23 protein-coding genes are annotated in these 23224 nt (G+C 65.4%); 13 read left to right on the top strand and 10 right to left on the bottom strand.

Features of this window, described 5'->3' with window-relative positions; genetic code table 11:
- Positions 1-228: 228 nt before the first annotated feature.
- From alaS to QCE83_RS35120, 9 genes are all read left to right on the top strand, one after another.
- Positions 229-2853: an alanine--tRNA ligase gene (gene alaS / locus QCE83_RS09280; protein ID WP_309808990.1), complete on the top strand. Its 2625-nt coding sequence runs from the start codon at positions 229-231 to the stop codon at positions 2851-2853.
- A 124-nt stretch (positions 2854-2977) separates the two neighbouring features.
- Complete coding sequence (locus QCE83_RS09275) at positions 2978-3214, top strand: hypothetical protein (RefSeq protein ID WP_309808986.1); 237 nt, start codon at positions 2978-2980, stop codon at positions 3212-3214.
- A gap of 157 nt (positions 3215-3371) precedes the next feature.
- On the top strand, positions 3372-4412 hold the full coding sequence (locus QCE83_RS09270) for a low specificity L-threonine aldolase (RefSeq protein ID WP_309811600.1): 1041 nt from the start codon (positions 3372-3374) through the stop codon (positions 4410-4412).
- A 97-nt stretch (positions 4413-4509) separates the two neighbouring features.
- The gene (locus QCE83_RS09265; protein ID WP_309808984.1) at positions 4510-4947 is read left to right on the top strand and encodes a thioesterase family protein; all 438 of its coding nucleotides are present in this window, start codon (positions 4510-4512) and stop codon (positions 4945-4947) included.
- Positions 4948-5016: 69 nt separating this feature from the next.
- Positions 5017-5898: a branched-chain amino acid ABC transporter permease gene (locus QCE83_RS09260; protein WP_309811595.1), complete on the top strand. Its 882-nt coding sequence runs from the start codon at positions 5017-5019 to the stop codon at positions 5896-5898.
- Entirely contained in the window at positions 5891-7009 is a 1119-nt protein-coding gene (locus QCE83_RS09255; RefSeq protein ID WP_309808981.1) for a branched-chain amino acid ABC transporter permease, read from the top strand. Before QCE83_RS09260 ends, QCE83_RS09255 begins: the two co-directional genes overlap by 8 nt.
- 5 nt (positions 7010-7014) lie before the next feature.
- Positions 7015-7755: an ABC transporter ATP-binding protein gene (locus tag QCE83_RS09250; protein WP_309811591.1), complete on the top strand. Its 741-nt coding sequence runs from the start codon at positions 7015-7017 to the stop codon at positions 7753-7755.
- A complete protein-coding gene (locus QCE83_RS09245; protein ID WP_309808978.1) occupies positions 7752-8462 on the top strand; it encodes an ABC transporter ATP-binding protein in 711 nt (236 codons plus the stop codon). The genes QCE83_RS09250 and QCE83_RS09245 overlap by 4 nt, the downstream gene beginning before the upstream one ends.
- Positions 8344-8748 carry a FitA-like ribbon-helix-helix domain-containing protein gene (locus QCE83_RS35120; protein WP_404984386.1) on the top strand — a complete coding sequence of 135 codons (405 nt, stop codon included), beginning with the start codon at positions 8344-8346 and terminating at the stop codon, positions 8746-8748. The genes QCE83_RS09245 and QCE83_RS35120 overlap by 119 nt, the downstream gene beginning before the upstream one ends.
- A gap of 154 nt (positions 8749-8902) precedes the next feature.
- Here QCE83_RS35120 and iolB read toward each other — a convergent pair whose 3' ends face one another.
- From iolB to QCE83_RS09205, 7 genes are all read right to left on the bottom strand, one after another.
- Entirely contained in the window at positions 8903-9709 is an 807-nt protein-coding gene (gene iolB / locus QCE83_RS09235) for a 5-deoxy-glucuronate isomerase (protein WP_309808975.1), read from the bottom strand.
- The gene (iolE, locus tag QCE83_RS09230; protein WP_309808973.1) at positions 9706-10608 is read right to left on the bottom strand and encodes a myo-inosose-2 dehydratase; all 903 of its coding nucleotides are present in this window, start codon (positions 10606-10608) and stop codon (positions 9706-9708) included. Before iolE ends, iolB begins: the two co-directional genes overlap by 4 nt.
- Positions 10599-12518 carry a 3D-(3,5/4)-trihydroxycyclohexane-1,2-dione acylhydrolase (decyclizing) gene (gene iolD, locus QCE83_RS09225; protein WP_309808972.1) on the bottom strand — a complete coding sequence of 640 codons (1920 nt, stop codon included), beginning with the start codon at positions 12516-12518 and terminating at the stop codon, positions 10599-10601. Before iolD ends, iolE begins: the two co-directional genes overlap by 10 nt.
- Positions 12515-14506, bottom strand: a complete 1992-nt coding sequence (gene iolC / locus QCE83_RS09220; RefSeq protein ID WP_309808969.1) for a 5-dehydro-2-deoxygluconokinase — start codon at positions 14504-14506, stop codon at positions 12515-12517. Before iolC ends, iolD begins: the two co-directional genes overlap by 4 nt.
- Positions 14507-14516: 10 nt before the next feature.
- Positions 14517-15305 carry an ATP-binding cassette domain-containing protein gene (locus tag QCE83_RS09215; protein ID WP_309808967.1) on the bottom strand — a complete coding sequence of 263 codons (789 nt, stop codon included), beginning with the start codon at positions 15303-15305 and terminating at the stop codon, positions 14517-14519.
- A gap of 10 nt (positions 15306-15315) precedes the next feature.
- Positions 15316-16482, bottom strand: a complete 1167-nt coding sequence (locus QCE83_RS09210) for an ABC transporter permease (RefSeq protein WP_309808965.1) — start codon at positions 16480-16482, stop codon at positions 15316-15318.
- A gap of 140 nt (positions 16483-16622) precedes the next feature.
- Positions 16623-17675, bottom strand: a complete 1053-nt coding sequence (locus QCE83_RS09205) for a sugar ABC transporter substrate-binding protein (protein ID WP_309808963.1) — start codon at positions 17673-17675, stop codon at positions 16623-16625.
- A 230-nt stretch (positions 17676-17905) separates the two neighbouring features.
- Here QCE83_RS09205 and QCE83_RS09200 point away from each other — a divergent pair, with 230 nt between their 5' ends.
- The 3 genes from QCE83_RS09200 to QCE83_RS09190 are packed head-to-tail and all read left to right on the top strand — an operon-like array spanning position 17906 to position 20788.
- Positions 17906-18781, top strand: coding sequence for a MurR/RpiR family transcriptional regulator (locus tag QCE83_RS09200; RefSeq protein WP_309808961.1), 876 nt, complete (start codon positions 17906-17908; stop codon positions 18779-18781).
- A complete protein-coding gene (iolG, locus tag QCE83_RS09195; RefSeq protein WP_309808959.1) occupies positions 18771-19775 on the top strand; it encodes an inositol 2-dehydrogenase in 1005 nt (334 codons plus the stop codon). The genes QCE83_RS09200 and iolG overlap by 11 nt, the downstream gene beginning before the upstream one ends.
- Positions 19772-20788 (top strand): Gfo/Idh/MocA family oxidoreductase, encoded by a 1017-nt coding sequence (locus tag QCE83_RS09190; RefSeq protein ID WP_309808957.1) that lies wholly within the window; start codon positions 19772-19774, stop codon positions 20786-20788. The genes iolG and QCE83_RS09190 overlap by 4 nt, the downstream gene beginning before the upstream one ends.
- Before the next feature lie 77 nt (positions 20789-20865).
- On the opposite strand, the gene QCE83_RS09185 is transcribed toward QCE83_RS09190, so the two are convergent.
- From QCE83_RS09185 to QCE83_RS09175, 3 genes are read right to left on the bottom strand one after another with little or no spacing between them, the layout of a single operon-like run.
- Positions 20866-21120, bottom strand: a complete 255-nt coding sequence (locus QCE83_RS09185) for a hypothetical protein (RefSeq protein WP_309808955.1) — start codon at positions 21118-21120, stop codon at positions 20866-20868.
- A 6-nt stretch (positions 21121-21126) separates the two neighbouring features.
- Entirely contained in the window at positions 21127-22383 is a 1257-nt protein-coding gene (locus QCE83_RS09180; protein WP_309808953.1) for a HipA domain-containing protein, read from the bottom strand.
- A 17-nt stretch (positions 22384-22400) separates the two neighbouring features.
- Entirely contained in the window at positions 22401-22787 is a 387-nt protein-coding gene (locus QCE83_RS09175) for a helix-turn-helix domain-containing protein (protein WP_309808951.1), read from the bottom strand.
- A 186-nt stretch (positions 22788-22973) separates the two neighbouring features.
- Here QCE83_RS09175 and QCE83_RS09170 point away from each other — a divergent pair, with 186 nt between their 5' ends.
- Positions 22974-23201 carry a sulfurtransferase TusA family protein gene (locus QCE83_RS09170; protein WP_309808949.1) on the top strand — a complete coding sequence of 76 codons (228 nt, stop codon included), beginning with the start codon at positions 22974-22976 and terminating at the stop codon, positions 23199-23201.
- Positions 23202-23224 lie beyond the last annotated feature (23 nt).

Genomic DNA, 23224 nt, shown 5'->3' with positions numbered 1-23224 from the left:
TTTCGCGACTGTCGCACAGAACCGCGTCGCGCGCGATACCGAAGGCGCGATAAACGCGTCATGGAAGCGGCGCCGCGGGCCTGCGCCGGCGCGCCGCCCGCCCGGCCAGACGCGGCGAATCCCGTATAATCGACAATCACCCTTGCCACGCCGGCCGGGCTTGCCGTCGATTCATGAGCAAGCCGCCCGCGGGCACCATCAAAGAACCGAAGACACGCCCCGTACGCTATGAAAGCCGCCGAAATACGCGAGAAATTCCTGAAGTTTTTCGAATCGAAGGGCCACACGATCGTGCGTTCGTCGAGCCTCGTGCCCGGCAACGACCCGACGCTGCTCTTCACCAATTCGGGCATGGTCCAGTTCAAGGACGTCTTCCTGGGCGCCGAATCGCGGCCGTACTCGCGTGCAACCACCGCGCAGCGCAGCGTGCGCGCGGGCGGCAAGCACAACGACCTGGAGAACGTCGGCTACACGGCGCGGCACCATACGTTCTTCGAGATGCTGGGCAATTTCTCGTTCGGCGATTATTTCAAGCGCGACGCCATCCATTACTGCTGGGAGCTGCTGACCCAGGTCTACGCGCTGCCGGCGGAAAAGCTCACCGTCACGGTCTATCAGGAAGACGACGAAGCCTTCGACATCTGGGCGAAGGAAATCGGCGTGCCGGTCGAGCGCATCATCCGCATCGGCGACAACAAGGGCGCGCGCTACGCCTCCGACAACTTCTGGCAGATGGCCGACACCGGCCCGTGCGGCCCGTGCTCGGAAGTGTTCTACGACCACGGTCCGGAGATCTGGGGCGGCCCGCCGGGATCGCCGGAAGAAGACGGCGACCGCTTCATCGAGATCTGGAATCTCGTGTTCATGCAGTTCAACCGCGACGCGCAGGGCAACATGACGCCGCTGCCCAAGCAGTGCGTCGATACCGGCATGGGCCTCGAGCGCCTCGCCGCCGTGCTGCAGCACGTGCACAGCAACTACGAAATCGATCTCTTCCAGACCCTCATCAAGGCCGCGGCGCGTGAAACGGCCACGGCGGATCTGGAGAACAACTCGCTGAAGGTCATCGCGGATCACATCCGCGCGTGTTCGTTCCTGATCGTCGACGGCGTGATTCCCGGCAACGAAGGTCGCGGCTACGTGCTGCGCCGGATCGTGCGCCGCGCGATCCGTCATGGCTACAAGCTCGGCCGGAAGGGCGCGTTCTTCCACAAGCTGGTGGCGGACCTGGTCGCGGAAATGGGCGCGGCCTATCCGGAACTCGCGGACGCTCAGCAACGCGTCACCGACGTCCTGCGCCAGGAGGAAGAGCGTTTCTTCGAGACCATCGAGAACGGCATGTCGATCCTTGAAGGCGAGCTCGCCGAACTGGACAAGAAGGGCGTGAAGCAGCTGGACGGCGAACTCGCGTTCAAGCTGCACGACACCTACGGCTTCCCGCTCGACCTGACGGCGGACGTGTGCCGTGAGCGCGGCGTGACGGTGGACGAACCCGCGTTCGACGACGCCATGGCGCGCCAGCGCGACCAGGCGCGCGCGGCGGGCAAGTTCAAGCTGGCGGCGGGCCTCGAATACTCGGGCGCGAAGTCCACGTTCCACGGCTACGAGAAGGAAATCTTCGACGACGCGAAGGTGCTCGCGCTGTACGTGGACGGCGTGACGGTGAAGGAGGCGCAGGCTGGCCAGCAGGCGGTCGTGGTGCTGGATCACACGCCGTTCTATGCGGAGTCCGGCGGCCAGGTCGGCGACCAGGGCGTGCTGGCGAACGCCAGCGTGCGCTTTGCCGTTGCGGACACGCTGAAGGTGCAGGCGGATGTCGTCGGCCATCACGGCACGGTGGAGCAGGGGACGCTGAAGGTAGGCGACGTCGTGAAGGCGGAAATCGACGCCATTCGCCGCGCCCGCACCGCGCGCAATCACTCGGCCACCCACCTGATGCACAAGGCGTTGCGCGACGTGCTGGGCGGTCATGTGCAGCAGAAGGGCTCGCTCGTCGATGCCGACAAGACACGCTTCGACTTCGCGCACAACGCGCCGATGACGGACGACGAAATCCGCCGCGTCGAGCAGATCGTCAACAACGAAATCATCGCGAACGCACCGGGAGTGGTGCGCGTGATGGGCTATGAAGACGCGGTGAAGGGCGGCGCGATGGCGCTGTTCGGGGAAAAGTACGGCGACACGGTGCGCGTGCTCGACCTCGGCTTCTCGCGTGAACTCTGCGGCGGCACGCACGTGCAGCGCACCGGCGACATCGGCTTCTTCAAGATCGTGGTGGAAGGCGGCGTGGCAGCGGGCATTCGCCGCGTGGAAGCGATCACCGGCGACAACGCCGTGCGCTACGTGCAGGAACTCGACCAGCGCATCAACGCGGCGGCCAGCGTGCTGAAGGCGCAGCCGGCGGAACTGACGCAGCGCATCGCGCAGGTGCAGGAGCACGTGAAGACGCTGGAAAAGGAACTGGGCGCGCTGAAGTCGAAGCTGGCGGCGAGCCAGGGCGACGAACTGGTGTCGCAGGCGGTCGACGTGGCGGGCGTGCAGGTGCTCGCGGCGCAGCTCGAAGGCGCCGACGTGAAGACGCTGCGCGAAACCGTCGACAAGCTGAAGGACAAGCTCAAGCACGCGGCGATCGTGCTGGCGTCGGTGGACGGCGGCAAGGTCAGCCTGATCGCGGGCGTGACGCCGGATGCGTCGAAGAAGGTCAAGGCGGGCGAGCTCGTCAACTTCGTCGCGCAGCAGGTGGGCGGCAAGGGCGGCGGCCGTCCCGACATGGCCCAGGCAGGCGGCACCGAACCGGCGAAGCTGCCGGCCGCGCTCGCCGGCGTGACGGGTTGGGTGCAGCAGCAGCTCTGAGCGTCTTCCGGCGCTCGCCAGGAACGGCTCGATCGGTGCAGATCGGGCCGTTTTTTACTACAGCCTGTCAGGCACATCGCGTGCAACGCCTTCAGGGTTCACAACAACCCAAGGGAGACACACGATGAATCGCACATTCGCATCGATCGTTCTGGCTTCGGCCATGCTCGTCGCTACCGGCGCCGCCCAGGCGAAGGGCTGCCTCGAAGGCGCGGCCGTGGGCGGGGTGGCGGGGCATGTCGCCGGCAAGCACGGCACGGCAGGCGCCGTGGGCGGTTGCGCCATCGGCCATCATGAGGCCAGCAAGAAGGAAAAGAAGGCGCAGGAAGCCAACGCGGCCAGCGCGCCGAACAGCAAGTAAATCTCTTGCAGCAGGGCTGCGGGCGGCGCGTCTGACGGATCGGGCGCGCCGCGGCGCCAAGCCGCTAGAATGGCCGCATCGCCGGGCGCCGTGTCTTTGCGCGCCCGTTCATCACGATCACGGCCCTCCGCTTCCCATGACAGCGCCCACGGACACGATTCAGCATTTCGCCTCGGACAATTACGCGGGCATTTGCCCTGAAGCGCTCCAGGCGCTCATCCAGGCCAACAACAGCGGCCACGAACCCGCCTATGGCGACGATTCCTGGACCACGCAGGTCTGCGACCGCATCCGCGATCTGTTCCAGACCGACTGCGAAGTGTTCTTCGTCTTCAACGGCACGGCTGCGAACTCGCTGGCGCTGGCGTCGCTGTGCCAGTCGTATCACTCGGTGATTTGCCATGAGCTCGCGCATATCGAAACCGACGAATGCGGCGGCCCGGAGTTTTTCTCCGGCGGCTCGAAACTGCTCACCGCGCAGGGCGCGAACGGCAAGCTCACGCCCGATGCGATCGAGGAGATCGTCACGCGCCGCGCCGACATCCACTATCCGAAGCCGAAGGTCGTCGCGCTGACGCAGGCGACGGAAGTCGGCACGGTCTACACCGTCGAGGAGATCCGCGCGATTGCGGCGATCGCCAAGCGGCGGCACCTGAAGGTCCACATGGACGGCGCGCGCTTTGCGAATGCGGTGGCGAGCCTGAATGTGCATCCGTCGGAGATCACGTGGCGCGCGGGCGTCGACGTGCTGTGCTTCGGCGGCACGAAGAACGGCCTGCCGGTGGGGGAAGCGGTGGTGTTCTTCGACCGCGCGCTCGCCGCCGATTTCGCGTATCGCCTGAAGCAGGCGGGACAGCTCGCCTCGAAGATGCGCTTCATCTCCGCGCCGTGGCTCGGCCTGCTCGACGACGACGTCTGGCTGCGCAACGCGCGTCATGCCAACGCGATGGCGCAGCGGATGGCCGCGCGTCTCGCCGATCTTCCCGGCGTGAGGCTGATGTTCGAACCCGAAGCCAACGCGGTCTTCGCCGAATTGCCGGCGCAGGTGGCCACGGCGTTGCGCGCGAAGGGCTGGCGCTTCTATCAGTTCATCGGTTCGGGCGGATGCCGCCTGATGTGCGCGTGGGATACGCGCGAAGAGACGGTCGATCGTTTCACCGACGAGGTCCGCGCGCTGTGCCTGGGGGCTGCAAACTAGCCTCGAACCTCTCTGCCGCGCCGGATTGACACGTCCGGCGGGCCGCTCCTAACATGGCGCCACGCCGACCGTCCCGCGTCTACACGCGCATGCCACGATGACCAAACCTGTCCGAACCACTCGCGCGGACTACGCGCATTTCCTGTCGATCAGCACGCGCTGGTCGGATAACGACGTGTATGGGCACATCAACAACGTCGTCTACTACAGTTATTTCGATACCGTCGTGAACGAGTACCTGCTGCGTCACGGCGTGCTCGACTACAGCGAGGGCGAGACCATCGGGCTCGTGGTGGAGACGCGCTGCAACTTCTTCGCGCCGGTGGTGTTTCCGGAGCCGATCGAGGCAGGCCTGCGCGTGGAGAAACTCGGCACGACGAGCGTGCGCTACGAAGTGGCCATCTTCGCGCAGGGCGCCGACGAAGCTGCCGCGCAAGGGCATTTCGTGCATGTCTACGTCGATCGCGTGACGCGCCGGCCCGTGGCGCTGCCCGCGCCGCTCGTCGCTGCGCTGAAGCCGCTGCTCGCTCGCTGAGGCCGCGCCTTGCTCCAGTGGTTCAGCGTGAATCTGCTCAACGGCGTGAGCACGGGCTTGCTGTTGTTCATGCTGTCCGCCGGGCTCACGCTGATTTTTTCGATGCTCGGCGTGCTCAACTTCGCGCACGCGAGCTTCTATATGCTCGGCGCCTATGTCGGGCAGACGCTCGCGGCTGCCGGCAACTTCTGGCTGGCGCTGGTTGCGGCGCCGGTGCTCGTCGGACTGGCGGGTGCGGTGTTCGAGCGCTTGCTGTTGCGCCGCGTGCATGCGCGCGGCGCGCTCGCCGAACTGCTGCTGACCTTTGGTGCTGCGCTGCTGATCGGCGAGGGCGTCAAGCTCGTCTGGGGGCTCGGGCCGTTGCCCGCCGCCATTCCTGATGTGCTGGAGGGCCCGCTGTTCACGCTGTATGGCGCGTCGTTCGCGCGCTATCGCGTGTTCATGATGGCCGTGGCCATCGTCATGCTGGGGGCGCTGTGGCTCGTGCTGCGCACGTCGCGCACGGGTCTCGTCGTGCGCGCGGCGCTGACGCATCCCGCCGCCGTCGAAACGCTCGGCCACGACGTGCCGCGCGTCTTCACCCTGGTGTTCGCCGCCGGCACCGCGCTCGCTGCCCTGGGCGGCGTGATCGGCGCGCCGCTGGCCGTCATCGAACCCGGCATGGCCGATGCCATGGGCCCGATCGTGTTCGTCGTCGTGGTCATCGGCGGGCTTGGTTCGTTGTATGGCGCGCTGGTCGCGTCCTTGCTGATCGGCTGTGTGCAGACCTTCGCGGTGAGCGCGAGCGCGTCGGCGGGCAGTATCGCGGCCGTGTTCGGCGTCACCTTGCCGCCTGCCTGGGGCGCGCTGACGGTGACGCAACTCGCGCCGGTGCTGCCGTACCTGCTGCTCGTCGCGATGCTGGCCGCGCGGCCAAGCGGACTCTTCGGCGAGCGCACCCGGGATGCGTAAGTCCATCACGCCCGCGATGTTTGCCTTTATCGCGTTGCTCGCGGCGCTCGTATTGCCGCCGATGTTCTCCCCTCAGTCATGGCTGCTCGCGTACCTCGCGCAGACCGCGACGCTGATCGTCTTCGCGCTGTCCTACAACCTGCTGCTCGGCGAAACCGGCCTGCTGTCCTTCGGGCACGCCGTGTATGCCGGGCTCGGCGCGTTCGCCGCGGCGCACGTGTTCAATCGCGCGGGTGTGTCGCTCACGCTGCTGCCGCTGGTGGGCGGCGTTGTCGCGATGGGCGTCGCGGCGGTCTTCGGCCTCATCTCGACGCAACGCGCCGGCACGCCGTTCGCGATGATCACGCTCGGCATTGGCGAACTGGTCGCGGCCTGCGTCTGGCTCGTGCCGGGATGGTTCGGCGGCGAGGGCGGCGTGACCATCGACCGGGCGAGCGGCGCGCCGCTGTTCGGCTGGACCTTCGGGCCGCCGCGCGAGGCCTATGCGTTGATCGCGGGCTGGTGCGCGGTATCCGTGCTCGCGCTGTACGCCTTCTCGCGCACGCCGCTGTGCCGCCTCGCCAACGCCGTGCGCGACAACCCCGTGCGCGCCGCGGCGATCGGCTTCGCGCCGGCGCGCGTGCGCTTCACGATGCTGGTCGTGTCGGCGTTCTTTGCGGGCGTCGCGGGCGTGATGGGGTTGATCAACGTCGAACTGGTGTCGGCAGAAAGTGTCGGTCTTGCGCGCTCGACCAGCGTGCTCGTTGCCACCGTGATCGGCGGAACAGGGACGTTCTTCGGGCCGATCGTGGGCGCGGTGCTGCTGACCTTCGCGAGCGTCGCCGTGGCGAATGTCACCGCCGCCTGGCCGATGTACCTCGGACTCTTCTTCGTGTGGGTCGTAGTCGCGGCGCCGCAAGGTGTCGCTGGACTGTTGCGGCGCGACGCGCGCACGTTGTGCCTCGGCGGCCTCAGCGCGCTGGCGTGGGGCGCTGCGACGGTCGCGGTCGTCGAGACGCTCTATGCGCGCCAGACCGGCGCGCTCACGTTGCCCGCCGGTGCGTGGCTCGTGGCGTTGCCCTGTGCGGCGCTCGGATTCTGGCTGGCGCGCCGCGTGCGCCTCGCGCCATGAACACGATGAACGCCGCGCTCGAGTTGCACGATGTCAGCAAGCGCTTCGGCGCGACGCACGTGCTGCGCGGAGTCGATCTGCGCGTCGCGCAAGGCGAGCGGCATGCGTTGATCGGCCCGAACGGAGCGGGCAAATCGACGCTCTTCGATGTCATCTCGGGACTCACGCGTCCGGATGGCGGTCGCATCGTGGCGCAGGGCGTGGACATCACGGGCCGCTCGCCGCCGCGCGTGGCGCGGCGGCTCGCACGCAGTTTTCAGACGACCAGCGTGTTCGGCGGCTTGTCCGTGCTCGACAACCTGCGCTGCGCGGCGCTGGGCGCGGCGGGGTCGCGTGTGATCGATCGCTGGTGGCCGTCGCGGCAGGTCGAGGACCGCGCCCGCGCGATGCTCGATGCAATCGGCCTCGCCAACCGCGCCGATGAACCCGCGGCACGCCTCGCGTACGCCGAGCAGCGCGCGCTCGATCTCGGCATCGCGCTCGCCACCGATGCGCCGCTCATCCTGCTCGACGAGCCCACCGCCGGCATGAATCGCGCCGAAGCCGCACGGGCGCTCGCGCTGATCCGGACGATCACGGAAGGCCGCACGCTGCTCGTCATCGAACACGACATGGACGCGGTGTTCGGACTCGCGGACCGCATCTCGGTGCTCGTGCGCGGGCGCGTGATCGCGACCGGCACGCCCGCCGGGATTCGCACTCATGCCGATGTGCAGGCAGCCTATCTCGGCGGAGTCGTTCCGTGAGCGCCGCATTGCGCATCGAGAACCTGCGCGCGTGGTATGGCGCGGCGCAGGTGCTGCATGGCGTGAATCTGCGCATCGGGGCGGGCGAGGCGGTTGCGCTCGTCGGCCGCAACGGCTCGGGGCGCTCGACGCTGGCGAAGGCCATCATGGGTCTCGTGCAGTGCGCGGGCGAGATGCGTTATGGGGAGGTGTCGCTGGTCGGCATGCGGCCGCATCGGATTGCGCGGCTGGGCATCGGCTATGTGGCGGAGACTCGCGACGTGTTTCTCGCGCTGACGGTGCGCGAGAACCTGCTGCTCGGTGAGAGACGCGGCACGCGCTTCACGCAGGACGATGCGTATCGCCTGTTTCCCGTGCTGGGCGAACGCGCGGCGGTGAAGGCCGGCGCGCTGTCAGGCGGCGAACAGCAGATGCTCGCGCTCGCGCGCACGCTGGCAGGCGATCCGTCGCTCGTGGTGATCGACGAACCCGGGGAAGGGCTCGCGCCGCAGGTGCTTGCGCAGGTGGCGGAGTGCCTGAAGCTGCTGCGCGCTCACGGGGTGGGGATGCTGCTGATCGAGGAGCGCTTGAGCATCGCGCGGGCGCTCGATGCGCGCGTCGCGGTGTTGGGGCATGGGGCGGTGCAATTTGAAGGGCCGATTGAAACGCTCATGCAGCGCACTGAGGTGGTTCAGCAGTGGCTCTCGATCAGTGGCCCTGTCGTCTAGATGCGAAAACTCACATCACAGTTACGAGGAGGCCGACGTGGTGGCCATGAGAATTCAGAATATCGACGAGCAACTCGAAACGCGTCTGCGTATGCAAGCATCCCGGCACGGCCGTTCGATAGAAGACGAGGCACGTGAAATATTGCGTGCGGCGCTTTTTACTGGCCCCGGCATCGGTAGGAACCTGGTTGATTCGATCCGCGGTCGCATCGAACCCCTCGGTGGCATTGAACTCAAACTGCCCAAACGTGAACCCATTCGCGACCCGTTGGGTCTTGATGAATGATCGTTTGTGATCGCCGCCGTCGTGCGTTCTCGCGGGACTATGCTTGCCACGCGCCACGTCGACGACTTTCTCGATTGCGGCATCGAGATCATCAACCCCTGGAAGACATGAACCGCAGGGATGCCACGGCATGCGGCATCACCTGCGCCGCTTCCTAGGCCCTGCTATCCCGCTCCACGATCCACTCATGCTTCGGATCGTTCTTGAAATGCCAGGTCCGCTTGTCGCCGGCCATGACGTTCAGGTAGTAATTGTCATAGCCATACGGCACGACGACCGGATGATACCCACGCGGCACCATCACCACGTCATGATTCTCGACGGCCATCGTCTCGTCGAGATCGCGCTCGTCGGTATAGACGCGCTGGAACGCAAACCCTTGCGGCGGATCCAGCCGATGGTAGTACGTCTCCTCCAGCGCGCTCTCGGCCGGCACGTTATCCCGGTCATGCTTGTGCGGCGGATAGCTCGACGCATGTCCGCCCGGCGTGCGCACCTCGACCACCAGCAGCGACTCCGCCGGCTCGGTCTGCGGAAGGATGTCGCACACATAGCGCGTATTGGCGCCCTTGCCGCGCGTCGAGCGCTTCATCTGCGCCGGCTCGATCAGCCGCGGCGGATACTCGCCCCTGGCCGGCGCACTCGCCACGCCGATCTCCGCATCGCGCTCCGCCCGCACGATCGCCGCCAGCTTCGGCGGCACATACACGGCATGCGGCGCCGCGTCCTCGAACACGCTGTCGCGCGTGCCGATGGACTGCCAATGCTCGTCGCCTGCCTCGATGCTCACCGTGCCCGTCAGCACCACGATGCAGCTTTCACGGTCCGCGTCGTACACATGCAGCACGTCGCCCGCGCTCACGCGATACGCCGCGAAGCCCACATGCTTCCACCCCGCCGAAGCGGGCGTCACGCGCGCGATCGTCTGGCCGTCGCGCGAAGCCTTCACCAGCAAGCTCATGCCGCCTCCTTGCAGATTCCGTCGACAAGCCCGCGCAACGTGCGATAGCCCCGTTCCGCATAGGCGTAACTCGGCGCGATCACCGGATCCTGTTCCGCCTCGACCACCAGCCAGCCCGCGTAATCATGCGCCGCCAGACACGCGATGATGCCCGGATAATCCACCGCGCCATCGCCCGGCACGGTGAACGCGCCGTTGATGACCGCATCCAGAAAACTCCAGTTGCGGTTGCGCGCGAGCTTCACGATCTCCGGCCGCACGTCCTTGCAATGCACATGGCATACGCGTCCGATATGCTTCTTCAGTTCCGTCAGCGCATCGCCGCCTGCGAAGGTGATGTGGCCGGCGTCGAACAGCAGGCCCACCGCATTGCTCGTGAGCGCCATCAGGCGATCCACGTCGGCAGGCGTTTCGACATACGCGCCCATGTGATGATGATAGGCAACCCGCACGCCGCGCGAGAGCGTGTATTCGGCGAAGCGGTCGAGCCGCTCGGCGTATTCGTTCCAGCGGGCATCGGAGAACAAACGCGGGCGTTGATACAGCGGCCGCGGCGCGCCCTGGATCGAGTCGGCGACCTCGCCGTACACCATGACCGTCGCGCCGTTCTGCGCCAGCAGATCGAGATGCGGACCCACCGCTTCGATCTCTTCCTCGACGCCGCGCGCCGCAAGCCGCCCCGAATACCAGCCGGACACGAGCGCGAGATCGTACTGCGCGAGCAGCGTCTTCAAGGCTTGCGGCTCGCGCGGAAACTTGTTGCCGAGCTCGAAGCCCGCATAGCCGATCTGCTTGCCTTCCGTGAGCGCGGTAGACAAAGGCGTCTCCCCGCCGAGCGAAGGCAGGTCGTCGTTCATCCACGACAGCGGATTGACGCCGATACGTACGTTCAAGGACATGTCGGATCCTCACCGTTTTTGGGTACATCGCCGGCGCGCGCATTGAGCGCGCGCTCATAGGCTTCCCGGGCCACCACCACCGCCGCGCGTTCCGATACTTCCGGCACCGCGACTTCCCACCACCAGCCGCCTTCTTCGGTCGGCCGGGCGGGATCGGTGTCGATGGAGATCAGATAGCTGCGGTCCGCGGCGCGTGCGCGCTGCATCGCGGCCTGCAGTTCGTCGATGTTCGCGACATGTTCCGACAATGCGCCGAGCGAGCGCGCATGCATCGCAAAGTCGATCGCAGGTGCACCGAGCGCGCCTTGCCTGCAGTCGTCGATCAGATTGTTGAACGGCGCGCCGCCGCATGCCAGCTGCAGCCGGTTGATGCAGCCGAAGCCGCGGTTGTCGAGCAGCACGACGATCAGCTTGGCCCCGAGCATCACGGACGTCGCGAGCTCGCTGTTCATCATCAGATAGCTGCCGTCGCCGACGATCACGATCACCTCGCGCTCCGGACGCGCCAGCTTCACGCCGAGGCCGCCGGCGATCTCGTAGCCCATGCACGAATAGCCATATTCGACGTGATAGCCGCCCGGCGCGCCCGTGCGCCACAGTTTCTGCAAGTCGGCGGGCAGCGTGCCGGCCGCGCACACGACGATATCGCCCGTGGGCGAGGCCTCGTCCGAGCGCTGCACCGCGCCGATCACATCGGCTTCACGCGGCAACTGGCCGGCGTCGGGCGGCGTATTCGTCACGTGCGCGACGGTCGCGCGCCAGTCGTCGGCGAGACGATGCGCACGCGTGGTCCACTGCGGCGCCGCGCGCCAGTCGCCGAGCGCCGCCGACAACGCCTCCAGCGCGAGCCGAGCGTCCGCCTGCACGGCGACGGCGTCCTGCTTCAGCGCATCGAACGGATTGGCGTTGATGGCGACCAGCCGCGCCTGCTTGAAGAGCGTGTTCGAACCCGTCGTGAAATCCTGCAGCCGCGTGCCGACCGCCAGCACGCAATCGCCCGCGTGCGCCAGTTCGTTCGCGGCCGAGCCGCCCGTCACGCCGATGCCGCCGACATTCAACGCATCGTCCCACGCCAGCGCGCCTTTGCCGGCCTGGGTCTCCGCCACGGGCACGCCGTGCCGGTGTGCGAACGCGCGCAGCGTTTCTCCCGCGAGACCGTACAGCACGCCGCCGCCGGTCACGATCAACGGTTCGCGCGCCTCGCGCAGCAGCGCGGCGGCGCGTTCGATCTCGCGCGGCAGCGGCGCAGGCGCATGAAACTCGACGACGCGCGGCGCGAAGAACGAAGCAGGGTAATCGAAGGCCATCGCCTGCACGTCCTGCGGCAGCGCGAGCGTCACCGGGCCGCATTGCGCCGCGTCGGTGAGCACGCGGATCGCGCGCGGCAGGGCGCTCAGCAATTGCGCCGGATGCACGATGCGATCGAAATAACGCGACACGGCTTTCAGCGCATCGTTGGCGGAAACGCCGCCGTCGTGGCTGTCTTCGAGTTGCTGAAGCACCGGGTCCGGCGCGCGCGACACGAAGATATCGCCCGGCAGCAGCAACACCGGCAAGCGGTTCACATGCGCGAGCGCCGCCGCGGTGACGAGATTGGTCGCGCCCGGGCCGATGGACGTCGTCACCGCCATCATGCGGCGGCGCATGTGCGCCTTGGCATAGGCAATTGCACTGTGCGCCATCGCCTGCTCGTTGTGCGCGCGATAGGTCGGCAGTTCGTCGCGATAACGATACAGCGCCTCGCCGAGCCCCGCGACATTGCCGTGCCCGAAGATCGCGAACACGCCGCCGAACAGCGGCTCGCCATGCTTCGTGCGCAGCGCCGCGAGATAGCGCACGACCGCCTGCGCGGCGGTCAGTCGAACCGTGGACGACAGCTCGGTCTCCGGTTGCGTGGCTCGCTGGTTCATGCGATCTGCTCCTGTCGGGTGTGGAGGGACGCCGTCGACGTATCGCGCGTCTCGCGCCACGCGGCGATCAGCGTCTCGAAGGTGTGCCGCACGCGCGTGATGAGTTCGTCGTCGCTGATTTGCTCCGAGAGCCACGCGCGGCTCGGTTCATGAAAGATGGTTCGACCGACCGTGAAGCCCCGGCAGGTCGCCGAGTCCGCCGCGGCCCTGAAGGCGTCGCGCAACTGCTCGACACCCGCCGACAAACCGAGCAGCACGACACCGCGGCAATACGGATCGCGTTCGGCGATCAGGGCATCGACGGCTTGCCATTGCTGCGGGTTCATCGCTTCGAGCTTCCACCATTCGGGGTAGATGCCCAGGTTGTAGAAGCGCTTCAACGCGCGAACCACCGTGTCGTCCGCGACGGGCGGTCCGTTCTTCGGCACGATCACTTCCAGCAGCAGTTCATGGCCGCTCTCCTGCACGGCGTCGTAGAGTGCGCGCACTTGCGCTTCCTGTTCGAGCCGCAGTTCGTGCGGATGATCGGGGTGATACTGCACGAGGCACTTCGCGACCTGTTCGCGCGGCCACTGCACGAGCGTCGTGCCGATCGAGCGGCCATGGTCGAACACCAGCGGCAGCGAGCCCGGCAACTCGACCGGACGTCCGATCCACCAGCCACGGCCCGTCGCGGCGTTCAACGCATCCTGCCCGTAGCGGTCGTCGATCAGCACGCCGATGCGGCCTTCGAGTCCAAGCTCCTTTTCGGTCTGTGCGACGGCCTCGACAAACAGGTTCTTCAGCGTCGCGATGCGCGTCTCGCTCGCGCCGGTCTGCTGCGCGAGATCGAAGAACTGGTTGCGATGATCGAAGGCAAAGCCGAGCACTTCGTCCCATGGTTTGCGCTTCGGGCTCACGCGATGCAGGCGCGCCAGCGTCGCATCGCGATCCGGCCGGCGCATGCGAACCGGATCCTCTTGCGCGGCTGCCAGAAAGTAGTCGAGCTCGGCGGGCGTGGGCATCGCGGGCGCGCAGCCGTGCCGCGACACCACCAGCGCGCCGCATGCATTCGCCGCACGCGCACAGGCCTCGAGCGGCGCGTCGCGCAGCCATCCCGAGAGAAAGCCCGACGCGAACGCATCGCCCGCGCCGAGTACGTTCAGCACTTCCACTTCGACGCCGCCGTGCACCGGGGCGTCGTCGATGGAAGCGGGCACTTCCCCTTCGATGTTCGAGCAGCCGAGCGGCCCGCGCTTCACGACGAGCGTCGCGCCGGTGACCTTGCGCACCATCGCGAGTGCATCGGTCAGACGGTCCTTGCCGCCCGCAATGCGGAACTCTTCTTCCGTGCCGATCACAAGATCGATCAGCGGCAGGATGCGTTGCAGATGCGCGGTGACGCCTTCGTTGGCGACGAAGCGCGTCTCGCCATCGGCCTTGCCGGTGAGTCCCCACAGCACGGGCCGGTAGTCGATGTCGAGCACCGTGCGCACCTGGTGACGCCGCGCGACTTCCAGCGCGCGCCGGCTCGTGCGGTTCACCTGTTCGGTCGAGAAGTGCGTGCCGGTGATGAGCAGCGCCTTCGAAGACGCGATATACGCTTCGTCAAAATCCGCTTCGTCGACGGCCATGTCCGCGCAGTTCTCGCGATAGAACACCAGCGGAAAGGTGTCGCGGTCTTCGAGCCCGAGCAGCACGAGCGCGGTCAGCCGCTCCGGATCCACGCGCACATGGCTGACATCGCAGCCTTCGCGCGCGAGTGTTTCGGTGAGGAAGCGGCCCATGTGATCGTTGCCGACACGCGCGAGCATCGACGACGAGAGACCGAGCCGCGCGCAGCCGAACGCAATGTTCGCCGACGAACCGCCGAGATACTTCGCGAAGCTCGCAACGTCCTCGAGCCGCGCGCCGACCTGCTGCGCGTACAGATCGACGGCGAGCCGCCCGAGGCACACGATGTCGCGCTCGCGGTCCGCAGCAAAACGAGAGGGGGAGAGTGTGGTCATGCCGGGGTCCTCAGATCGTCGCGCCTTCGAGTTCGCTCATCATCTGCTGCATTTCGGCGCCGCCCGCCATCATGTCGAGCACCTCGTTCTTGCTGATGGTGTCCTTCGTGAAGGTGCCCATCGAGCGGCCGCGATTGAGCAGCGTGAACGAGTCGCCGATGGGATAGGCGTGATGCACGTTGTGCGTGATGAAGATCACCGAGATGCCTTTCTCGCGCGCCTTGTGGATCAGCTTGAGCACGTTGAAGCTCTGCTTCACGCCGAGCGCAGCGGTGGGTTCGTCGAGAATCAGCACGCGCGCGCCGAAGTGGATCGCGCGGGCAATCGCCAGGCATTGCTTCTCGCCGCCGGACATCGTGCCGATCGGCTGATGCGGATCGCGCACGTTGATGCCCATCTCGGCCAGCTTGGCGCGCGAGGTCTCGGCGGCGAGATCGAGATCCATCACCGTGAAGACGCCGAAGCGCTTCTTCTGCGGCTCGCGGCCCATGAAGAAGTTGCGCGCGACGCTGAGCAGCGGCACCAGCGCGAGATCCTGGTACACGGTGGCAATGCCGAGATCCAGCGCGTCCTTCGGCGACTCGAACCGGACCGGCTTGCCGTCGACGAGATAGTCGCCCGACGAGGGCGCGTGCACGCCCGCCAGCGTCTTGATGAGCGTGGACTTGCCGGCGCCGTTGTCGCCCAGCAGGCAGTGCACTTCGCCGCACCTGAGCCGCAAGGTGACGCCGTTCAGCGCGATCACCTTGCCGAAGTACTTGCTGACGTTTTCGAGCGCGAGGATGTTGTCGTCGTTCATGATGTCCTCCTCATTGAGCCTGCGACACGCGGCGGCGCACGTAGTGATTGAAGAGCACGGCGAGCAGCAGCATCACGCCGAGGAACACGCGGAACCAGTCGGAGCTCACGTTCGTGTAGGTGATGCCGATCTGCACGACGCCGAAGATCAGCGCGCCGAAACAGGCGCCGACCACCGAGCCGTAACCGCCCGTCAGCAGCGTGCCGCCGATCACGGCCGCGATGATCGCTTCGAACTCTTTCTGCAGGCCGCGATCCGCCGCGGCCGAGCCGATGTCGCACACCTGCAGCACTGCGAACAGGCACGAGCAGAACGCGGTGAGCACGAACAGCGAGATCTTCACGCGCCGCACCGGCACGCCGACATTCTTCGCGGCATTTGAATCGCCGCCGACCGCGAGGATCCAGTTGCCGTAGCGGGTCTTGGCGAGCACGAACGCGCAGACCGCCGCGAGCGCGAACCACCAGATGATGACCTTCGGGATGCCGGGCACGAGCGGTTCGCCGCTGTCGAGCAGCTTGCCGACGCCCATGTGCGCGAGCCACGTGAACACGCCGTGCAGCGCGACGCCATGGAACAGCGTGTTGGCGACGGGATCGCTCTGGGCGAGATCGCCGACGCCGGAGATGATGGTGCGGTCCGCGAACATGATCGAGAGCGCGAGCGTGAGGCCGCGCAGGATGAACAGAAACGCGAGCGTGACGATGAACGACGGCAGGCGCGTCTTCATCACGAGATAGCCGTTGAGCGCGCCGAGCAGCATCGACGTGACGAACGCGAAGAGGATGGCGAGCGACAGCGGCCAGTGCAGATACACGGCGGGCAGCGCGACCATCATGCCGGCGAAGCCGATCATCGAGCCGATGGACAGGTCGAACTCGCCGGCGATCATCAGCAGACACGCGCCCACGGCGAGCAGCCCGAGATAGGCGGCGACCTGCGACCAGTTCATCACGCCGTCGAGGTTGAACATGCCCGAGGAACCGGCGCCGAAGCCGAACACGAGGAACACCAGCACGGTGCCGGAGATGGCGGCGAATTCCGGGCGGTTGAGCAGATGGCCGAACCACGACTGGCGACGCACGCGTTCGTCCGACGGCTTGACCGTGTCAGGTGTGTCGACGGTGTCCTGATGCGGGTTCGCGTGGGGAGGGTAATGCTTGCCGGCTACGCCCATGATGGCTCCTTGAAACGTACATCGATCCTGTGGCGAGTTGCGCGTCTCCACCCGCTTCCATGAAGGGCGGCGGGGGAGACGGGTCGAGCGGATAAAAGCGGGCAGGCCAGGACGGCTGCCCGAAACAGGTCAGGTGACGGTCAACGATATTGACCGGCGTACTTCACGACCTTGTCGAGATTCTCCTTCGTGATGAAGCCCGGACCCGAGCGGATGTTCTTCGGGCCATACGAGGGCTGCAAACCATAGGTTTCGAGGCGTGCCTTGAATTTCGGATTGGCTTCGAGGATCTGACGGATCTTCGCCGGATCGGTGGTGTGTTCCTTGTGAACCACCGCGAGCACCGCGACCGGAATGTAGCCCTGCAAGTAGGGCTGCTGGTCGATCGCGAACTTGATGGTGCCGTCCTTGATGCCCTTCGCGATGTCATCCGAGAAGTCGAATGTCACGAAGTAGATCTTGTTTTGCAGGCCCATTTGCGTGACGGCCTTGAGCGTCGCCGAGGCGGGCGTCGGTCCGAGCGTCAGGATCGCCTGCGTGTCCGGATGGTTGCGCAGATAGGCGGAAACCTTCGACTGGATCTCGGTCGGGTCCTGGCCCGAGTCGATGGTCGAGGCCTTGTAGTCGATGCCCAGTGCATCCGCGAAGCCCTTGCAGCGATCGAAGGAAACCGTATTGGTGGCGATGTGGTTCACGCACAGGAAGGACTTCACGCCCGCGGCCTTCGCCTTCTTGCCGGCCTCGTTGCCCGCGACATATTCCGGCTGGCCGATATGCATGATCGCGCCCAGTTGCGCGCTCTGTTCTTCGGTGCCGGAGTTGATGGTGACGAGCGGAATCTTCTTCGCCGTGACCTTGCTGATCGCGCTCTTCAGCACGTCGAAGTCCGCGATGGTGGTGATCACGCCGTCGTAGTTGCGCGCCGCCGCCTGCTCGATCAGCCGCGACATGTCCGCGATGTCGCCGTTCGGCGGATTGCGGTAGTCAGTCTGTACGTTGAAGTCTTCATCCGCCTGTTTAATCGCATTCTTGATGACGTTCCACCAGGAATCCGAGTCCGGCGCGTGACTGATCAACACGAACTTCGCGTCAGGCGCTGCCTGAGCGGGACTTGCCGACATCCACGCCGCGCTGCACAACGCAGCAGCAGCCGCCAGCGCGCGCAGCGCGGCCCGACCGTTGCAAAAGGTCATTGTCTCCACCTATCTCGGTTGTTGTCTGGTGTGATGTTTTGGCGAACGCGGCGCCGGGTTCTGACCGCCCGAACGTCGCGTTCAGGACCAAGAGTAGGTCAGTTTCCAAGGGTCTGCAATAGATATTTCACCCGCGATTCAAATGGAAAATACATTCCAATTTGCTTCCGTCGTTCCTATAATCGGTTGCACGGCGCGCGGCATCCGGCGCGCACAACACGAGCGTGGACATGGAAGAGACCAGCAACGAAGTGCAGGGCGTCGAGGAACTGATGCAGCGGATCACCGATGCCTACGACTCGCTGCCGCGTCAGTTGAAGAACGTGGCGACGTATATCGAACAGCATCGCAGCAGCGTGATGATGGACCGCACCAGCGACATCGCGGCCGCCTGCGGCGTGCATGCTTCCGCCGTGGTGCGTTTTGCGCAGCGCTTCGGCTTCTCGGGCTTTTCGGATTTGCAGGCCGTGTTCCGGCAGGCCTATGCGGGCGGGGGATCGCCGCAGAGTTATCAGGAGCGCATTCGCAAGCTGATCGACGAGAAAGCCGGCGAGGCTTCGGGTGTCTCGGTGGCGCGCGAGTTCATCGCGGCGAGCCGCACCGGGCTGTCCGAGCTCGAAGCCGGTCTCGATGACGCGCAGTTCGAAGCCGCGGTCGAGATGCTGTCGCAGGCAGAAAACATCTATGTGATCGGCGTGCGCCGGTCGTTCGCGGTGGCGAGCTACATCGTGTATGCGTTGCAGCACACGCGCAAGCGCGTGCATCTCATTTCCGGACTGGGCGGCATGTTCCGCGAGCAGGTCCGCAGCGTGAAGAAGAGTGACGTGGTGATCGCGATCAGTTTCGCGCCCTACGGCAAGGAAACGCAGTATTGCGTGCGCGCCGCGCAGCATCATGGCGCGAAGACACTCGTCATCACCGACAGCCAGCTTTCGCCGCTCGCGCGTCACGCGAGCGCAAGTCTGTTCGTGAAGGAAGGCAGCGCGTTTGCGTTCCGTTCGCTCACGAGCACCATCTGCCTGTGCCAGGCGTTGTTCATCGCGCTCGCGTACCGGCTCGAATTGAACGTCGAGGAATCCAAGGAGACAAGCGGCTATGACGATTGACGTGGCGGTGTTCGGGGCAGGGCGCATCGGCAGGATTCACGCGGCGAATCTCGCGCGGCAGCCGGGCGTGCGGTTGAAGTATGTCGTCGATGTGAACCGCGAGGCGGCAGCGGCGCTCGCGAAGGAGCACGGCGCGATGGCCGCCGATATCGATGGCGCGATGGGCGATGCATCGGTCGGCGCGACGGTCATCTGTTCGAGCACGGATACGCATGCCGACCTGATCCTTGCCTCGGCGGCGCAACGCAAGCACGTGTTCTGCGAGAAGCCGGTGGACCTGACGGTCGAACGTGCGCGCGCGTGCGCCGACGCCGTGCAGCAGGCCGGCGTGGTCTGCATGATCGGCTTCCAGCGGCGCTTCGATCCGACCTTCTCGGCATTGAAGGCGCGCATCGATGCCGGCGAGATTGGCGAGCCCGAGATGCTGATCGTGACGAGCCGCGATCCGGGTGCGCCGCCTGTTGAGTACATCGCGCATTCGGGCGGCATCTTCAAGGACATGCTGATTCACGACTTCGATATCTTCCGCTGGATCCTCGACGACGAAGCCGACACGCTGCATGCCACCGGCAGTTGTCTCTCCGATCCGGCCATCGCCGAGGCCGGCGACATCGATTCGACCGCCGTCACGATCCGCACGAAGCGTGGTCGCTTGTGTCAGATCAACACGGCGCGGCGCGCGGCGTATGGCTACGATCAGCGCTTCGAATTGCTCGGCAGTCTGGGCATGCTGCAGGCGGGCAATGTGCGGCCGACTGAAGTCACGGCGTACACGGCAGCCGCGGTATCGAACGACAAGCCCGAGGCATTCTTTCTGGAGCGCTATCGCGCGGCGTATGCGGCCGAGATCGCCCATTTCTTCGATGCGATCAATCATGGCAAGCCGGTGCGCACGACCGTGGCCGACGGGCTGAAGGCGCTCGAACTCGCCGAAGCCGCCACGCTGTCCTGGCGTGAGAAGCGCATCGTCAGGCTTGGGGAGCAGGCCATATGAGCGCCGTGCGTTGCGGGATCGTCGGGCTGGGACGGCTCGGACGGCGTCATGCGGAGAATCTGGCGTGGCATGTGCCGGGGGCGCGGCTCGTCGCCGCGTGCAGTCCGGTGGAAGAAGAGCGCGCGTGGGCGCGGCAGCGGCTGCCCGAACTGGCGCTGCACGCGGACTACGATGCGTTGCTCGCCGATCCGGATATCGATGCAGTGTGGCTCGTCACGCCGACCTCGCTGCATGCGACGCAGATCATCGCTGCGTTGCGCGCGGGCAAGCACGTGTTCTGCGAGAAGCCGCTGTCGCTGGACCTCGCGGAATGCGATGCGGTGATCGAGGAACATGCGCGTCATCCGCATCTGCACGTGATGATCGGCTTCGTGCGGCGCTTCGATGCGAGCTATCGCGATGCGTTCGATCAGGTGGCGCACGGTGCGATCGGACGGCCCTTCATGGTGCGTTCGCAGACCTGCGACATGAACGACCCCGATGGGTTCTTCGTGCGTTTTGCGCCGACGTCGGGCGGGCTGTTTCTCGATTGCAGCGTCCACGATATCGATCTCGCGCGCTGGCTGCTTGGTAATCCGAAGGCGAAGCGCGTGTATGCGAGCGGCACGATTGCGATTCACGAGGGCTTGCGCGCGTGCAATGACATCGATAACGGCGTGGGCACCATCGAGTTCGACGGCGGGCGGCTGGCGGTGCTGTATGCATCGCGGACGATGGCGCACGGGCACGATACGCAGACTGAGGTGATCGGCACGAAGGGGGCGTTGTCGGTGGGGCGGAATCCGCGGCTGAACCGGGTCGAGATTGCCGATGGGCACGGCATGCGCAACGTATGCACGCCGACATTCTTCGAGCGCTTCGAGGACGCGTTTCTGCGCGAGGCGCGGGCGTTTGTGGGGTTGTTGCGGGAGGGCACGCAGACGGGGCTCACGCTGGATGATGCGCGCGAGGCGACGCGCATCGGGGTGGCGTTGCGGCGGGCGTTTGAGGAGGGGCGGGGGGTGGAGGTTTGAGCTGGGGTTCGTTTCTAACCGATGACGAGGCGAACTGACACCTGCGACGTTCGAGAGGTCAGCGGGTCAGGCCTGCTTCAAGTGGTGAATGTCGATCGGTGCGATGTATCGCTCGTCAGTTGCTCTTTCAGTTCCAGCGTCTGACCGATCAAGGCCAGCGATTTGGCTTGGTAGTGCCGCGCTTCGTCTGGCGGAAAACCTAGCTCGGCGAACAGGTTGGTGCCGGGCTTCGTTACGTGCCGGATGCTTGTCTCTATATTTTTCATGAGGGCCAGGTGGCAGCGGTCGAGCGGTGAGTGGCTTCCAACCTGAATGCCTATTGCGAGCGTCACCAACGCTCAAATCTGAATGACGTTCTCCATTTGCTTGACCTCGAATGATGGAATCGAGAGCCTTCTGGCTTCCTCGCGCCAGCCTGTCACCGCGGATTCGACCTGCTTCCGGACGACTTCTGCGCGCTGATCAGTCAGGCGATAGAGCGCTGCCGTCGCCATCACTGCATTTACGTCCGGCGTAGCGTTCAGACCGTCGAGCGTCAGCGCATGGTCGGCCTTGTACGGGTTGGGGTTGACATCGAACGCCGGGGACAGCCGCCAACCGGAAAGCTCGCGAATGAAGCCGTGATTGCGAAGATGGTCGTCCCGGTTGCCGACGATGACGTTAAACAGCAGCCTCCGGAACAGCTGCTCAAGGTCTTCGTTGATATGCCCTTGCGCACCGGTGTCCGAGATGAACTGCACCAAGTCAAGATAGCTCGCACCTGCATCGCCGTCCTGACGTTCCAGCAACGTCATTGCCGAGGCGTACATGCGGCGCCCACGAGGGGAACGATCGAAGCGCTGCGCACAGAACGTGCGATACCGCTCCGAGAGCTGTTCCAGGCGCGCCTCGGGCAGGATGATGCCCGCCGCGGCGGCAAGCACATGCATCAGAAACTCCCAGGCCCCGACGTCGTAGCGATCCTCTCGGGAAGGAAACTTTGCAATCCAGAGTCGCCGATCGTCATCAGTGAAATTTGCCTTGGGACGCGCGCCGCCAAGTGAGGATCCTGGGGCCACCAGCATCGCGAGCCATTGCTCATATTCCGGAAGGTTCTCGACGCCGGGTTCTTCAACGCGGCGGCTGATATACGCCAGTTCCTTCAGCGACGATACCGGTGGTGCAGCGTTATTGCTGTCGTCAAGAAAAGGCCCTGTTGAAGACCGGAAACGCAGGCCGCCCATCCGGGTGTGATCGTACACGCCGAGCAGGTAGTCGATCTCCCGCAGTTTGCGCATCTTGCGGTCTTGCTTTGCAGCGGCTGCGGCTTCGAGACGCTCCATCAGGACGCGGCCCCATCGGTCTGGCGAGGAGTCCATGAAAATGCCGAAAGCGGGCGCCTTATTGTGTGGATGTTGTTCGCCGGCGAAGAGCGCCAGTCGCGGGTCCAGCATGAACGCCGCTCCGCTCGCGAGCCACGTTGTGTCGTACTCGAATGATGCAGCCAACGCAGTGATCGCTTCGTGCGGAAACAAGGTGCCCACCCGCTGGCTCACGTCCAGCTCTGGTGTTTGCAGATGCACTTCGTATTCCGCGCGTTCCTTCTTTTTCGACATGGATTGCTTCACATGGGTTAGTTCGTCCCCGTCCTTGTACGTCCACGTGGCCGCGGGCGAGGCAGGCCGAGGTCCTGCAACTTGCGGCCGAGTTCGTCGTCACGTGCGACTGAGTCGATATCGTGCTCCAGTCCGAGCACTCGCAGCGTGCGCAGGTAGGTGCCGATAGCAATGGTGGGATCACCTTTCTCGAGCCGCCTCAATGTCTCGCGCGAGACGCCGACGCGTTCGGCAAACAGTTCGGTCGTCAGTTGCCGACGAAGGCGGGCGAGACGCAGACGTTCGCCCAGTGCCTCAAGCTGGCGAAGCGCCGCAGGAAACATGGGTAGCGTGGACTTGGGCATAATGCCATATATATTAGGCAGAAAACTCTGATTTGCCAAACATATGAGGCGTTTAGACATGCGGTGGCCCGCCGCACAATGATCGAAACGGTGCTATGCCGGACGTAAGAGGAGGTCCGCACCGACCATCCCACAAGCGATGCGAACCCACATGCGAGCCGTGTTACGGGATGCCGGAACGCCCACTAAGTTAAAATCCTTCGATCAGAGCGCACTCACCCAGCCACACACAAAGGTTCAATCGCGATGGAAGTTCACAAGGAAGTCGACGCGCGCGGGCTCAACTGTCCGTTGCCGATCCTGCGGGCGAAGAAGGCGCTCGCCGACATGACGAGCGGTCAGATCCTGAAGGTTCTGGCCACCGATCCAGGATCGCAGCGCGATTTCGCCGCGTTTGCCAAGCAGACTGGCAACGAGATCGTCGAGGCAACGGCGCAGGACAAGACGTTCGTCTTCCTCATGCGCCGGCGCTAAAAAAGCCAGGACCGCAAATAAGC

Origin of the sequence: Caballeronia sp. LZ034LL, assembly GCF_031451215.1 — a bacterium.
Lineage (GTDB): Bacteria > Pseudomonadota > Gammaproteobacteria > Burkholderiales > Burkholderiaceae > Caballeronia.
This window is presented reverse-complemented; position numbering and strand designations above follow the sequence as displayed.

Excerpts from the sequence above, each read along its gene's own strand:
- QCE83_RS09175 (WP_309808951.1), bottom strand. The coding sequence starts at position 22,787 with ATGTCTAAACGCCTCATATGTTTGGCAAATCAGAGTTTTCTGCCTAAT.
- QCE83_RS09255 (WP_309808981.1), top strand. The coding sequence starts at position 5,891 with ATGCGTAAGTCCATCACGCCCGCGATGTTTGCCTTTATCGCGTTGCTC.
- iolD (WP_309808972.1), bottom strand. The coding sequence starts at position 12,518 with ATGAACCAGCGAGCCACGCAACCGGAGACCGAGCTGTCGTCCACGGTT.
- QCE83_RS09190 (WP_309808957.1), top strand. The coding sequence starts at position 19,772 with ATGAGCGCCGTGCGTTGCGGGATCGTCGGGCTGGGACGGCTCGGACGG.
- QCE83_RS09275 (WP_309808986.1), top strand. The coding sequence starts at position 2,978 with ATGAATCGCACATTCGCATCGATCGTTCTGGCTTCGGCCATGCTCGTC.
- QCE83_RS09205 (WP_309808963.1), bottom strand. The coding sequence starts at position 17,675 with ATGACCTTTTGCAACGGTCGGGCCGCGCTGCGCGCGCTGGCGGCTGCT.
- QCE83_RS09260 (WP_309811595.1), top strand. The coding sequence starts at position 5,017 with ATGCTGTCCGCCGGGCTCACGCTGATTTTTTCGATGCTCGGCGTGCTC.
- iolB (WP_309808975.1), bottom strand. The coding sequence starts at position 9,709 with ATGAGCTTGCTGGTGAAGGCTTCGCGCGACGGCCAGACGATCGCGCGC.
- iolG (WP_309808959.1), top strand. The coding sequence starts at position 18,771 with ATGACGATTGACGTGGCGGTGTTCGGGGCAGGGCGCATCGGCAGGATT.
- iolC (WP_309808969.1), bottom strand. The coding sequence starts at position 14,506 with ATGACCACACTCTCCCCCTCTCGTTTTGCTGCGGACCGCGAGCGCGAC.
- alaS (WP_309808990.1), top strand. The coding sequence starts at position 229 with ATGAAAGCCGCCGAAATACGCGAGAAATTCCTGAAGTTTTTCGAATCG.
- QCE83_RS35120 (WP_404984386.1), top strand. The coding sequence starts at position 8,344 with ATGCGCGCGTCGCGGTGTTGGGGCATGGGGCGGTGCAATTTGAAGGGC.
- QCE83_RS09210 (WP_309808965.1), bottom strand. The coding sequence starts at position 16,482 with ATGGGCGTAGCCGGCAAGCATTACCCTCCCCACGCGAACCCGCATCAG.
- QCE83_RS09180 (WP_309808953.1), bottom strand. The coding sequence starts at position 22,383 with ATGTCGAAAAAGAAGGAACGCGCGGAATACGAAGTGCATCTGCAAACA.
- QCE83_RS09250 (WP_309811591.1), top strand. The coding sequence starts at position 7,015 with ATGAACGCCGCGCTCGAGTTGCACGATGTCAGCAAGCGCTTCGGCGCG.
- iolE (WP_309808973.1), bottom strand. The coding sequence starts at position 10,608 with ATGTCCTTGAACGTACGTATCGGCGTCAATCCGCTGTCGTGGATGAAC.
- QCE83_RS09265 (WP_309808984.1), top strand. The coding sequence starts at position 4,510 with ATGACCAAACCTGTCCGAACCACTCGCGCGGACTACGCGCATTTCCTG.
- QCE83_RS09170 (WP_309808949.1), top strand. The coding sequence starts at position 22,974 with ATGGAAGTTCACAAGGAAGTCGACGCGCGCGGGCTCAACTGTCCGTTG.
- QCE83_RS09200 (WP_309808961.1), top strand. The coding sequence starts at position 17,906 with ATGGAAGAGACCAGCAACGAAGTGCAGGGCGTCGAGGAACTGATGCAG.
- QCE83_RS09215 (WP_309808967.1), bottom strand. The coding sequence starts at position 15,305 with ATGAACGACGACAACATCCTCGCGCTCGAAAACGTCAGCAAGTACTTC.